General features: G+C 58.3%; 14 protein-coding genes. 6 read left to right on the top strand and 8 right to left on the bottom strand.

Annotation, left to right across the window (positions count from 1 at the left end; genetic code table 11):
* The gene (locus A3OQ_RS0103475; RefSeq protein ID WP_020173968.1) at positions 1 to 708 is read right to left on the bottom strand and encodes a Tim44/TimA family putative adaptor protein; all 708 of its coding nucleotides are present in this window, start codon (positions 706 to 708) and stop codon (positions 1 to 3) included.
* Between the two features lie 224 nt (positions 709 to 932).
* On the opposite strand from A3OQ_RS0103475, the gene A3OQ_RS21240 reads away from it, so the two are divergent.
* A complete protein-coding gene (locus A3OQ_RS21240; RefSeq protein WP_020173969.1) occupies positions 933 to 1,427 on the top strand; it encodes an FxsA family protein in 495 nt (164 codons plus the stop codon).
* 111 nt (positions 1,428 to 1,538) lie between these two features.
* Positions 1,539 to 2,030, top strand: a complete 492-nt coding sequence (gene secB / locus A3OQ_RS0103485) for a protein-export chaperone SecB (protein WP_020173970.1) — start codon at positions 1,539 to 1,541, stop codon at positions 2,028 to 2,030.
* A gap of 30 nt (positions 2,031 to 2,060) precedes the next feature.
* On the opposite strand, the gene dnaQ is transcribed toward secB, so the two are convergent.
* From dnaQ to A3OQ_RS0103515, 5 genes are all read right to left on the bottom strand, one after another.
* Positions 2,061 to 2,768 carry a DNA polymerase III subunit epsilon gene (gene dnaQ / locus A3OQ_RS0103490; RefSeq protein WP_020173971.1) on the bottom strand — a complete coding sequence of 236 codons (708 nt, stop codon included), beginning with the start codon at positions 2,766 to 2,768 and terminating at the stop codon, positions 2,061 to 2,063.
* 84 nt (positions 2,769 to 2,852) lie between these two features.
* The gene (coaE, locus tag A3OQ_RS0103500; protein WP_020173973.1) at positions 2,853 to 3,443 is read right to left on the bottom strand and encodes a dephospho-CoA kinase; all 591 of its coding nucleotides are present in this window, start codon (positions 3,441 to 3,443) and stop codon (positions 2,853 to 2,855) included.
* Positions 3,440 to 4,288 (bottom strand): shikimate dehydrogenase, encoded by an 849-nt coding sequence (locus A3OQ_RS0103505; protein WP_020173974.1) that lies wholly within the window; start codon positions 4,286 to 4,288, stop codon positions 3,440 to 3,442. The genes coaE and A3OQ_RS0103505 overlap by 4 nt, the downstream gene beginning before the upstream one ends.
* On the bottom strand, positions 4,285 to 4,911 hold the full coding sequence (locus A3OQ_RS0103510) for a Maf family protein (RefSeq protein WP_026595457.1): 627 nt from the start codon (positions 4,909 to 4,911) through the stop codon (positions 4,285 to 4,287). The genes A3OQ_RS0103505 and A3OQ_RS0103510 overlap by 4 nt, the downstream gene beginning before the upstream one ends.
* A 3-nt stretch (positions 4,912 to 4,914) precedes the next feature.
* Entirely contained in the window at positions 4,915 to 5,748 is an 834-nt protein-coding gene (locus A3OQ_RS0103515) for a pyruvate, water dikinase regulatory protein (RefSeq protein ID WP_020173976.1), read from the bottom strand.
* A gap of 385 nt (positions 5,749 to 6,133) precedes the next feature.
* On the opposite strand from A3OQ_RS0103515, the gene hemE reads away from it, so the two are divergent.
* The 3 genes from hemE to rho all read left to right on the top strand — a co-directional run bounded on the left by hemE (position 6,134) and on the right by rho (position 9,101).
* Positions 6,134 to 7,183, top strand: a complete 1,050-nt coding sequence (gene hemE / locus A3OQ_RS0103520; RefSeq protein ID WP_020173977.1) for a uroporphyrinogen decarboxylase — start codon at positions 6,134 to 6,136, stop codon at positions 7,181 to 7,183.
* Between the two features lie 3 nt (positions 7,184 to 7,186).
* The gene (hemJ, locus tag A3OQ_RS0103525) at positions 7,187 to 7,621 is read left to right on the top strand and encodes a protoporphyrinogen oxidase HemJ (protein WP_020173978.1); all 435 of its coding nucleotides are present in this window, start codon (positions 7,187 to 7,189) and stop codon (positions 7,619 to 7,621) included.
* A gap of 211 nt (positions 7,622 to 7,832) precedes the next feature.
* Positions 7,833 to 9,101: a transcription termination factor Rho gene (gene rho, locus A3OQ_RS0103530; protein WP_020173979.1), complete on the top strand. Its 1,269-nt coding sequence runs from the start codon at positions 7,833 to 7,835 to the stop codon at positions 9,099 to 9,101.
* Positions 9,102 to 9,203: 102 nt separating this feature from the next.
* Here rho and A3OQ_RS21245 read toward each other — a convergent pair whose 3' ends face one another.
* Entirely contained in the window at positions 9,204 to 10,790 is a 1,587-nt protein-coding gene (locus A3OQ_RS21245; RefSeq protein WP_020173980.1) for a methyl-accepting chemotaxis protein, read from the bottom strand.
* Between A3OQ_RS21245 and A3OQ_RS25180 the strand changes: the two genes are divergently transcribed.
* Positions 10,767 to 10,889, top strand: coding sequence for a hypothetical protein (locus A3OQ_RS25180; RefSeq protein WP_020173981.1), 123 nt, complete (start codon positions 10,767 to 10,769; stop codon positions 10,887 to 10,889). The two genes, A3OQ_RS21245 and A3OQ_RS25180, sit on opposite strands and share 24 nt — an antisense overlap.
* A 376-nt stretch (positions 10,890 to 11,265) precedes the next feature.
* On the opposite strand, the gene A3OQ_RS0103545 is transcribed toward A3OQ_RS25180, so the two are convergent.
* Positions 11,266 to 11,652, bottom strand: coding sequence for an acyl-CoA thioesterase (locus A3OQ_RS0103545; RefSeq protein WP_020173982.1), 387 nt, complete (start codon positions 11,650 to 11,652; stop codon positions 11,266 to 11,268).
* Between the last annotated feature and the right edge of the window lie 187 nt (positions 11,653 to 11,839).

The following is an 11,839-nucleotide window of genomic DNA, read 5'->3' on the forward strand; positions in this document are numbered from 1 at the left end:
TCAGTGGCGGCTTTCCGTGGCGATCAGTTTCCAATTCGGATCGCGCGAGCTGGTATCGCGGGCAAAGGTCCAAAGATCATTGACATCGATGACCTTGTCCGCGGCGCCGTCGATGACCGCGCCGGTCTTGTCGCGCGTGACCGTGATCAGCTTGACCGCGAAAATCACACTGACCTGCGCCACGCTACCGTGCAATTGGACGTGATCGAAGGCCGCCTTGTCGATCGACACCAAAGTGGTTTCGACCTTGTCGCCGCGCTCTTCGCGATCTGAAATCGCCCCGGAAAAACTTGCGAAGACATCCTCGGCCAGAAGATTTTGCAAGGTGGCTTTATCGCCATTGGCAAAAGCATTGATGATCATCTCATAGGCGGCTTTCGCACCTTCGAGAAAGGCCTTGGGATCGAAATTCGGATCGGCACGGCCCAAAGCGTCGAGATCGGCCCAAAGCGGCGTGGCTGGCTCGGCAAAGCCAGCCCAGCGGCCAGGACCCCCACCCTTTTGCTCTTGCGCCCGCTTGTCGTCATTGGCCGCACCCGGCAGCCTGATGACATTTCCGTCGGTTTCGGTGGCCTCGCGCCGCGCATCGTCGCGCGGCCGGGCGAAAGGATCGACCGGCGGCTTTTCATGCCCCGTCCGCATGCCGAGAACGGAACTCAGCTTCCACACCACGAAAATGGCCAGAAGCGCGAAAATAATGGTCGTCATGTCAAATGGCTCGTGCATCGGATCCGGTGTGGCTTAGAAGAGGTCTTAAGCGATAGGCAGCGTGGTTGCCGGATGCCCCATCTCTTATCATATATATTGGCAATCTGGAGGCCAGTTCGCCAAACCGCCTCGAAACGCCTGTCCGGCACCATTTGGGAAGCAGGTCCCCACCTGTCCAGCGAAATCGCGAAGAGCACGCGGCGGCTTACGAAGAGTTCATAGAGATGCAGATCACGCACGGCCCGGTCGAACTTCCAAAACGCCTTCTGCTCGGGTTTGCACTCTGGTTTGCGGCCGAGCTTTGCGCTTTTGCGCTGGTTGTCGCCTATATCGGCCTGGCGGGCGCGCTTTTGCTCGGCCTCCTGACAAGCCTGATGGGATTTTCGCTGTTGCGGCGGCTCGGCCAGGACGCCGCTTCGAGCCTGAGACAGGTGTTGGGTACCCAAGGCGTTGTTCTCAAACCGGAATCTATGGTCGATGGCACGATTTCGGCCATCGCCGGCGTATTACTGATCCTGCCGGGTTTTCTGTCCGATCTGGTCGGGCTTGCGCTTTCGGCACCGATGATCCGGCTCTGGCTCGCCAATCGGATGCATTGGCAAGGCGCGTCTTTCACGGCGCAATCGCAGCCAAGACGCCGCGATGAGGTGATTGATCTCACCGATGGCGAGTGGCGGCGTCTCGACGATAGCGCGCCCAATCCGCGCGGCCAGAGCTAAAGCCGCGGCCGGGGCGTTTCAGCTTCACCTTGTTCCGCTCTTCTATCCATGCTACCGGCAGCCGCATTCCGTCCGGCACAGTCAAGCGGACTTCGAGGGAGATTTTTGAAAATGGCCGAAGCGAACGGCAATGACGCACAGCCGAACAATGGTGTGCCCGCCCTCAACGCGATGGTTCAATATATCAAGGACTTTTCCTTCGAGAACCCGAATGCGCCCCGGTCTTTAGGGCCGCAAAGTAAGGCTCCGAACATCTCCATCCAGGTCAATGTGAACGCCAAGCAGGTCGCCGAAGCCGATTTCGAGGTCGAAATCCTGCTCGAGGGCTCCGCCGGCGAGGGTGCCGACCTTCTGTTCAAATTCGAGCTCGATTATGCCGGCATCTTCCGGCTGCAGAATATCGCGGCCTCCGATCAGCATCCGGTCATCATGATCGAATGCCCGCGCCTGCTGTTTCCCTTCGCCCGGCAGATCGTCGCCGATGCGGTGCGCAACGGTGGTTTTCCGCCGCTTTATATCGATCCGATCGATTTCGCCTCGCTTTACCGGCAGAAAATGGCCGAAGTCGCGGCGACCGGCGCTCCGGCCACGGCGCCGAACTGAGCTTTGCTGCGCAACATAGGCCGCAGCAAATCAAGGATCGGATGGCGGCTCGGGCAGTTTGAACTGATGCCAGATCGCCTTGTCGCCCAAGGTTTTGATGAAGGCCCAATGGCGCAAGGTCGCCATCGCCTCAATGGCAAACGGCAGCGGCTCCGGCCGCGCCTTCATCAGGCCCTCGGCTGATCGATCAAAGCCCCGGTTGGGGCCGCCGAGCAGCAGATTGGCCTGCCGGCCACCGGTCAGTTCCGCATAGACTTCCGCCAAGATCTCGGCATCGAGCAGCGCGCCGTGTTTTGTGCGGCGGGAATTATCGATTCCATAGCGCTGGCAGAGTGCGTCGAGGTTGTTCGGCGAACCAGGGTGGCGCCGGCGCGCCATCGTCAAAGTATCGATGACACGGTCGGAACCGATCGGCGGAAGGCCGAGGAGCGCGAGTTCGGCATTGATGAAACGCATGTCAAATTCGGCATTATGGGCGACGAGCTGCCCATCTCCGACGAATTTCAAGAAATCCTCGGCAATCTGCGCGAAGACCTGCTTTCCCTTGAGAAATTCCGCCGAAATGCCGTGAACGCGAAAAGCCTCCTCGGGCATGTCGCGTTCGGGATCGATATAGACGTGGAAATGCTGGCCGGTCGGGATGGCGTTCAGGATCTCGATACAGCCGATCTCGACGACCCTATGGCCATTGGCGGGGTCGAGACCGGTCGTTTCCGTATCGAAGACGATCTCACGCATCAGCGCATAATCCCGAAAAGTTGCAGACTTTTCGGATCAGATTATGCGCCAGATAAAAATCCGTCATTTGAATTTGATCCAAGCTCATTTTGGTCCCGGAATCAGCTTTCGCAAGATGTCTCGCACATCCGCCTCCGCCGAGGCCAGGCCGAGGCTCGTATCGATGATGTAATTCGCCTTTTTGCGCTTGTCGGCATCGGGCATTTGACGCGCCAATATGGCTTCCAATCGCGCCTCTGTCATGCCGGGACGTTGGGCTAATCTTTCCTTTTGCACTGCTTCCGGCGCCGTCACCAGAAGTACGGCATCGACTGGCGTATCGGCGGCATTCTCAAGCAGAAGCGGAATGTCGAGCACCACCAGCGGTAGGCCGCGCTCTTTTGCACTGCACAAAAATTCTTCGCGGGCTTCGCGCACGAGCGGATGCACGATCGCCTCAAGTTGTTGCAGCGCAGCAGGATCGCCGAGAACCCGGGCGCCGAGGCGCAGCCGGTCGACGACGCCGGCCTCCGTCGTTCCGGGAAAAACTGCTTCAATCAAAGGCGTAGCTTTGCCTCGATAGAGCCCGTGGACGACCGCATCCGCGTCGAAAACCTCGATCCCTTCGGCCCGGAACAGATTCGCCGTGGTCGATTTGCCCATGCCGATCGAGCCGGTGAGGCCGAGGACGATCATTTTGGCGTGCTCGTCACATCGGCTTCAATCAAGGCGAGCAATTCCGGCGTGACCTCGGGTCTTTGCCCGAACCAATGTTCGAATCCGGGCACCGCCTGATGGAGCAGCATGGAAAGGCCACCGACCGTGCGCAGGCCGCGACGGTGCGCCTGCGCCAGCAGCGGCGTTTCGAGCGGCACATAGACAATGTCGTCTACCACCGCATAGCTGGGCAGAGCGGAGAGATCGATATCGAGGGGCGGCTGACCGGCCATGCCGAGCGATGTGGTATTCACGAGAAGATCGACGCCCGCGAGGCTTTCGCCTAGCTGCTGCCAGGGCCGCGCCGTCACACCGGACCCAAACAGACGGGCCAGCTCTTCGGCCCGTTCAAGCGTCCGGTTGAATATTAAAATATTTTTTATGTTGCGCAGCAAAAGCGCCTGGACGATTGCCCGGGCCGCTCCGCCCGCGCCGAGCACGACGGCTTTATCCCCGGTCTTTTCCCAACCTTGGACTTCGGCATCCAGACCACCGAGAAAGCCAATAATATCAGTATTATCGCCCCAAAGCTCTCCACCCTCTATCCATAGGGTATTCACAGCTTGGAGAGAGTCGGCGCGTTCAGTTCGGCGCGTCGCAAGCCGATAGGCCATTTCCTTATGCGGCAGAGTGACATTGCCACCGCGATAGCCCTTTTCGGCGAGATGACTCACGAAATTCTGGAAATCCGCCGGTGCGACTTCGGCCCGCCCATAGCTTCCTTCGATGCCTAGCTGTTGCAGCCAGTAGGTGTGGATCAAGGGCGAGCGCGAATGTTTGACCGGCCAGCCGATGACGCAAGCGCGGGGCGGATTTGTACTCATGCGAGAAGACTGCCCTCTTCGCGCAGGAATTGCAGCAAAGGAATGAGCGGCAGGCCCATGATCGTCGCGTGATCGCCTTCTATCTTCTCAAGCACATGGATGCCGAGACCTTCGACGGCGCCGGCGCCCACGCTGTTTAAAAGCTCCGCTCCGGCGGTTTCCACATAGGCCGCGATGAAGGATTGGCCCAATATCCGGCATGTGAGACGCGCGGTCGGGACCTCCTCCTTCAGGATCCTGCCAGCTCTCGCGACGCAGAAGGCCGAATGCAATTCATGCGTGCGGCCGGAGAGAAGCGCCAGATGCTCGGCTGCCTCGGCAAGGTCTTTCGGCTTGGCGAAAAGCCGCCCATCGAGATCAAGCACCTGATCCGCCCCGATGACGAGATGATCCGGTCTCAAGGCGCTCACCGCCAATGCCTTGGCCCGCGCCAGATGCGCTGCGACCTCGGCCGCGCCGGCTTTTTGCGCCAGAAGCGAAGCCTCGACGGCGCGCTCGTCGATCTTGGCGTCGGCCGCTTCAAACGGCAGACCGGCCGAGGTCAACAGCGCCTGCCGCGCCGCACTTTTGGACGCAAGAATCAAGGGCAAAGGGTTTTGCCAAAGAGCCTTAGAACCGGACATGCGTCAGGCCTGCGCGATAAATTTCATGGAATGGACACGATAGAGATCGATGACGGCCGCCGCCGTCTCCTCGATCGAGCGGCGTGTCACATCGATCGTCGGCCATCCCAGTTCGGCAAATAGCCGCCGCGATTGCGCGACCTCGTCGGCAACTGAAAGCCGGTCCACATAGAGCGAGTCATAATCGGCATTCAAGGCCAAAAGCCGGTTTTCGCGCATCTGCACGATCCGCTCGGGCGAGGCGAGAAGACCGACCACCAGAGGGTGTTTCAGTTTCCGCAGCCCCGGCGGCAGGGGGACATTGGGCACAAGAGGAATATTGGCGGTCTTGATGCCGCGATTGGCGAGATAGATGCTCGTCGGCGTCTTCGAGGTCCGGCTGACGCCGATCAAGAGCACGTCGGCTTCCTCATATTCATCGACCTGCTGACCATCGTCATGCAGCACGGTGTAATTCAGAGCGTCGATCCGGCGGAAATATTCGGCGTTCAGCATATGCTGCGCGCCAGGCCGCGGCGTTGATTCCATACCGATATAGGATTGAAAAAGATTGAGGATCGGCTGCAGGATCGAAAGACACGGCGCGCCGATCCTCTTGCAAGCCTCCTCGAGACCTTGCGACAGGTCCTGATCGACCAGCGTGAAAAGCACCATGCCGGGCGCCGCTTCTATCTCGGCGATCGCCTTATCGAGCTGCGACTTGGACCGCACCAAAGGATAAATATGCTCGATCGAGGAGACGCCTTGATATTGCGCCGCCGCGGCCCGGCTGACGGCGATCAAGGTTTCGCCCGTCGCGTCCGAAACGAGATGAAGATGGAAATAACTGCGGCCCAATCTTATACCCCCCGCCCGTTCTCCCGGCGGGATCGGGGAGAACAGGGGACATTGGTGGATAAAACGGACGGCGGCTCAAGCCCCAACTCACTACGGGGATAAGTACCGCCCCTTCGTGCACAAGCACAAATGTAGGCTTCGGCCTATGGCCATGATGTGAATCAAGGGACTAAGTGATTTGGAAGATATTGTGACAGTTGATGGTCTAAGCTTGAGCTTTGAATTGGTTAAGGTTTTGTTAACCAATTCGCCTACAGCCGGTTGCTGTGAAAAACAGGGATAAGCTCGGCCAAGATCCTAAATTGTGCATAGCCCAGAATAAGGGTAATCCAACGCCAAGCCTTAACAGACACAGATTCAAAGATTCAAAAAGGTTTGAATAGGTTTGGAGCCATTCCCTCCCAGTAAGGCCAAGCCTTTCAACGATGTCTTCAATCGCAAGATCGTCTTGCCACCACCTGTTTGGCTGATGCGCCAGGCTGGGCGCTATCTGCCGGAATATCGCGAGATCCGCGCCACCGCGATTACATTTCTCGATTTTTGCTACACGCCGAGGCTAGCGGCGGAAGCCACTCTGCAACCGATCAGGCGTTTCGGTTTCGATGCGGCTATTCTTTTTTCCGATATTCTCGTGGTTCCGGATGCCCTCGGGCAAAAGGTCAGTTTCGAATCGGGTGAAGGCCCAAGACTCGACCCTTTGCAGACGGCGGAGGATATCGCCAAACTCCATCCCGAGATCGATCTTCGAAAGCTGGCGCCCGTTTTTGAGACGATCGACCGGGTTAAATCCGCGCTTCCGCCGGAGACCGCATTCATCGGTTTTTGCGGCGCGCCCTGGACGGTTGCCTCCTATATGATCGCCGGCAAAGGCACGCCCGACCAGGCACCTGCCCGGCTCTTTGCCTATCGCCACAGGGATCTTTTTCACAGAGTGATCGATCTTCTGGTTTCGGCCTCGATCGATTATCTGTCGGCCCAGATTGAAGCCGGCGTCGAGGCTGTTCAGATTTTCGATTCCTGGGCAGGCGTTCTGCCGGCGCATGAATTTGAAGCCTGGTGTCTTGCCCCGGTCAAAGCCATCGTCGATGGATTACGGGCAAAATATCCCAGCATCCGGATCATCGCTTTTCCGCGCGGAATTGGGCCAAGGCTTTCCTCCTTCGCGGCGAGCAGTGGAGCCGAGGCTCTCGGTCTCGACACAGCGGTCGATCCCGTCTGGGCGGCAGCTGCGATCGATCGAAATATTATTTTGCAAGGTAATCTCGATCCCTTGGCGCTTGTCGCCGGAGGGAAAGCTTTAGAGGATGCGGCGCGGCATATCCTCAAGGCCTTTGCCGGCCGGCCGCATATTTTCAATCTCGGGCATGGGATTTTGCCCGAAACACCGATTGAGCACGTCGAACAATTATTGAAAATCGTGAGATCGGAAGGCTGAGAGATGGACGTCGTTTACTCTTGGATCAAGATTTTGCACATCGTCTCATTGATTTCCTGGATGGTCGGGCTTTTTTATCTCCCCCGGCTCTTCGTCTATCACGCCGAGGCGGGGGCGGCCTCGCCGCAAGCCGAAACCTTCAAGGTGATGGAGCTCCGGCTGCAACGCATCATCATGCTGCCTGCGATGCTTGCGACATGGGCGAGCGGTCTCTACCTTGCGATCAATGGTGGGTTCTTCGAGTCCAGCGGCTGGATCTATGCCAAGCTTCTTTTGGTCTTGGGACTGAGCGGGCTGCACGGGTTTTTGGGCAAGACCCGCAAGGATTTCGCCATGGGGTATATTGGTCATTCGCCGGAATTCTACCGGGTGATCAACGAAATTCCGACGCTTTTGCTGATTTTTATCGTTATCCTGGTCGTTCTGAAACCGTTCTGAAAAAACGGGGAGAATCTTCAAGATCGGCGGGACGAGGTTGTCAAAACGGCTGATTCGCTCTATCTTTAGGTTCTCTCCTCGCAGGTACTGGCGTTGAGCAGGCGCGTTTCGAGCGCCGCAAGAACAATCCCACCTCCTTTAGGCCCATTCATCCCAGGGCCGCCTGCCATGCGCGACACGAATCGTGCGTCTTTCCAAGGACTAAATCCCGATGCGGGAAATTAAACTTCAAGACTTGAAGCTCAAGTCACCAACCGAATTGCTTGCCTTTGCCGAAGAGCACGAGGTCGAAAATGCCTCCATCATGCGCAAACAGGAATTATTGTTTGCGATCCTCAAGCAACTGGCCAGCCGCGAAATCGAGATCGTCGGCGAAGGCGTGATCGAAGTTCTACAGGACGGCTTCGGCTTTTTGCGCTCGCCCGAGGCCAATTATCTGGCGGGCCCCGACGATATTTACGTCTCGCCGTCGCAGATCCGGCGTTTCGGCCTGCGCACCGGCGACACGGTCGAGGGCCTGATCCGCAGCCCCAAGGAAGGCGAACGTTATTTCGCGCTCCTGAAGGTCAATACGATCAATTTCGAAGATCCCGAAAAAATCCGCCACAAGGTCCATTTCGACAATCTGACACCGCTCTATCCCGATGAGCGGCTGAAGCTCGAAATCGACGATCCGACCCGCAAGGATCTCTCCTCCCGCGTGATCGACATCGTCGCGCCGATTGGCAAGGGCCAGCGCGCTTTGATTGTGGCGCCGCCGCGCACCGGCAAGACCGTGCTTTTGCAGAATATCGCGCAATCCGTCACGGCCAATCACCCGGAATGCTATCTGATCGTCCTTCTGATCGATGAGCGGCCGGAGGAAGTCACCGACATGCAGCGCTCGGTGCATGGCGAGGTGGTCTCCTCGACCTTCGACGAACCGGCGGTGCGCCACGTACAGGTCGCCGAAATGGTGATCGAAAAAGCCAAGCGCCTGGTCGAACATGGCCGCGATGTGGTGATCCTGCTCGACTCGATTACGCGGCTGGGCCGCGCCTACAACACGGTGGTGCCCTCCTCCGGCAAGGTACTGACCGGCGGCGTCGACGCTAATGCCTTGCAGCGGCCGAAGCGCTTCTTCGGTGCCGCCCGCAATATCGAACAAGGCGGCTCGCTGACCATCATCGCGACGGCCTTGATCGATACTGGCTCGCGCATGGACGAAGTGATCTTCGAAGAATTCAAAGGCACCGGCAATTCGGAAATCATCCTCGACCGTAAGGTGGCGGACAAGCGGACCTTCCCGGCAATCGACATCACGCGCTCCGGCACCCGCAAGGAAGAATTGCTCGTGCCGAACGATGTACTGAAGAAAATGTACGTGCTGCGCCGCATCCTCAATCCGATGGGCACCGTCGATGGCATCGAATTTTTGCTCGGCAAATTGCGCGAAACGCCGAAGGGCAACGCGGCCTTCTTCGAGGCGATGAATACGTAAGAAATTTTCAGGCGAAGTGGTCACCAGTTCGCCTGAAAATGCGACGTGTGAGTGCTTTGCGGCGAGGATCATGCGCTTCGTTTAGCACGTGATTTCTTTAGCTCACCGTTTATAGGCGACGCGCAAGCCGCCCCAGTGCCGTCCGAAGACGCGGATCGGCGCATCAACTTCCTTCATCAGTACGAAATTGCCGCCGCCGAGATCGCGATTATAGATCTGGATCAGCGAAGGCCGGATGTTGCGCGCTGCGGCGAGCCCGGCACGATCGTCGAAAATCCGCCGGTTTCTGGAGTGGGCGACATTCCATTCATATTCGCCCGGACGCTGGGGATGCGAATATTCGGGATTATGGATGGGCATCCAGGCATTTCGATCGAGCGCGACACAGAAGACGATCCGTGGATTTGAATCCAGCACGGGGTTCAGGATCGGCGGCAATATGGCCTCGAGAACGGGCAAGGCGCGGGTGCGATATTGGGCCGGATTGGTACCCGCGATCAGTTCATATTCGGCGTCGAACAAGGCCTCAACGCTCAAGAGCCCGTCGCTGATGGCTGCTTCCATCGCCCTTGCAACGCAGCCGGCGTTCTCGATGACGGCGTTGATGAGGTCGGCATGATCGTCGCGGATATGCGTCAGCGTCACACGTAGCGCTGCGATGAAGTCCAGGGGCGGCTCGAGCCATTTTATGTGCAAGCCGATCGCCGATCGCCCCACAATAAGGGCGGGGCTCTTTCCGATGCCTTCGATTTTAGCCTCGACATGCTCCCCGGTTGCGAGATCCGTCTCAATATCGGTCTTGGCGAGCATTCCACCTTCTGAAATGTCGATGACGCGGCCAGCGGCGAAACCTTGCGGGTTGATAAAGGTCACGCTCAGGTCACATGGCAGACGGTCATGCTGGCGCCGGTTTCCCATCTCCATCTGGCGGAGAAAGACGATGAAACGAGAGCGCAGCTTTTCGGAGTCGAGCAATACACGTTGAACAGATTGATCGGCCGAAACCGCGGAACGGGCGGTCTTGGTGCTGATCTTGGCAATCGCATCGGCCCCGAAGCGGACGTCATTCGCGAAGGTCGAAGCTTCATCGGTCGAAGCACTGAGATCGGCTGTCATGGCTGTCTGCGTTTCCACGGCAGCGGAAATCGCCACGATAACCGGTGACAGATTTTCGATGAGCCCGCCGATTCTCTCGACGGAGGCGATCAGGCGGTTCGAATTGCTTTGCAACTGTTCGATGCGCCGGGCGATGTCGTCGGTGGCCTTCTGGGTCGCAGAGGCGAGCAGTTTTACCTCGCCGGCGACGACGGCGAAGCCCTTGCCGGATTCGCCCGCCCGCGCCGCCTCGATCATCGCATTCAGTGCAACGAGATCGATATTCCGGGCAATCGAGCTAATGAGGCCGACAATCGAGCCGATTTCACCAGACGAAATTTTGAGGCTGGCGACGCGTGCGTGAGCGTCGTCTGTCGCTTGTTTGCCTTCGTTGGCCAGTGTGCTGACATCGTGTATGCGCCGATTGATTTCCTCTCCGGATGCTTTCAGCTCCATGCTCGCCTCGGCGAGCCGCCTCACGTGCCGGGCGGCATCCTCGGCCAAAGAGGCGAGCTCCGCCGAACCGGCGCTGATTTCGCTGGTCGACTTGGCGAGATCGCTGATGTCGCCATGCGCGCCGGCGCCAGCGCGCATGACCTCGCCAATCAGGCGGACGACGTCGATTTCAAGCAGATCGAAGGTTTCTCGCTGCCGCCCAATCCCATCGTCTATCGGCTCGCCAGCCACGACTGACGGCAGCCCTTCCAAGGGCACGTCAGATGCCGCGGCGTGCATTTGTGATGCGCGCCATGGCCGAAGTAAAAAATTCGGTTCCGCAAATAATTTCATTGGCTACCTTTTATAAGGCGGCAGCATCTAATTGTTCGGCCGGAGACAGGGCATTAGCCAGCTAGATTGTCACTCAAGCCGCCGGAAATTGGCTGATTCGTTTCAGAAAGAAAGATTTTTCAACGATATTGCAGCCGGAGCAAATCGTATTTGGTCCTTTCGCACAGGATGCCATCATGCGGGACGTCCGACGGGGCAATAAGATAACGACTGGACCTCGAGGGGCTGAAAGCAATTAAGAGCTTCGGGTTCCAGCGTTCGTGATCGGAGCGCTCGAGTTTTACGTCTCCGGCAAGAGGCGCGGCCGCCGCGTGGCGTCGTCGATCGCGACGAAGGTGAAGATGGCCTCCGTCACTTTGACGGTCTCTTCGCTGTCGCGCGACCGCCGCCAGGCCTCCACATCGATTTTCATCGAGGTTTTGCCGCGCCCGGTAAGCCTCGCGTAAAGGCTTACTTCATCGCCGACGAAGACGGGGCTCAAGAAAGACATGGCCTCGACGGCGACCGTCGCGGCGCGGCCGCGCGCGACGCGCGCTGCCACATTGCCGGCGGCGAGATCCATTTGCGACATCAGCCAGCCGCCGAAAATATCGCCATAGGGATTGGTATCCGCCGGCATGGCGATGGTGCGAATGACCGGAGCTTCGTTTGGGGGTGTGTCGTTCATGATTTAATTTTGGGGGTGACGGTTGAATTCACTTATCGCACAGTCTGTGCGGCGCCCCCAGCCCACCATTCAGATGATGGCATTCATGTCACGGCGGGTATTATCGGCGAAACAGGTTCACTTTTGTCAATGATCGCTTTGCGACCGCCTTCGGCGGCGGCCCGAAGGGCCGCCATTGACGAAAGTG

The sequence above is a fragment of the Methyloferula stellata AR4 genome (genome assembly GCF_000385335.1).
GTDB classification, from domain to species: Bacteria; Pseudomonadota; Alphaproteobacteria; order Rhizobiales; family Beijerinckiaceae; genus Methyloferula; species Methyloferula stellata.

Bases quoted from the DNA above. Each gene is read 5' to 3' on its own strand.
- A3OQ_RS0103475 (WP_020173968.1), bottom strand. From the start codon at position 708: ATGACGACCATTATTTTCGCGCTTCTGGCCATTTTCGTGGTGTGGAAG.
- A3OQ_RS21240 (WP_020173969.1), top strand. From the start codon at position 933: ATGCAGATCACGCACGGCCCGGTCGAACTTCCAAAACGCCTTCTGCTC.
- secB (WP_020173970.1), top strand. From the start codon at position 1,539: ATGGCCGAAGCGAACGGCAATGACGCACAGCCGAACAATGGTGTGCCC.
- dnaQ (WP_020173971.1), bottom strand. From the start codon at position 2,768: ATGCGTGAGATCGTCTTCGATACGGAAACGACCGGTCTCGACCCCGCC.
- coaE (WP_020173973.1), bottom strand. From the start codon at position 3,443: ATGATCGTCCTCGGCCTCACCGGCTCGATCGGCATGGGCAAATCGACC.
- A3OQ_RS0103505 (WP_020173974.1), bottom strand. From the start codon at position 4,288: ATGAGTACAAATCCGCCCCGCGCTTGCGTCATCGGCTGGCCGGTCAAA.
- A3OQ_RS0103510 (WP_026595457.1), bottom strand. From the start codon at position 4,911: ATGTCCGGTTCTAAGGCTCTTTGGCAAAACCCTTTGCCCTTGATTCTT.
- hemJ (WP_020173978.1), top strand. From the start codon at position 7,187: ATGGACGTCGTTTACTCTTGGATCAAGATTTTGCACATCGTCTCATTG.
- rho (WP_020173979.1), top strand. From the start codon at position 7,833: ATGCGGGAAATTAAACTTCAAGACTTGAAGCTCAAGTCACCAACCGAA.
- A3OQ_RS25180 (WP_020173981.1), top strand. From the start codon at position 10,767: ATGCGCGCCGGCGCCAGCGCGCATGACCTCGCCAATCAGGCGGACGAC.
- A3OQ_RS21245 (WP_020173980.1), bottom strand. From the start codon at position 10,790: ATGCGCGCTGGCGCCGGCGCGCATGGCGACATCAGCGATCTCGCCAAG.
- A3OQ_RS0103545 (WP_020173982.1), bottom strand. From the start codon at position 11,652: ATGAACGACACACCCCCAAACGAAGCTCCGGTCATTCGCACCATCGCC.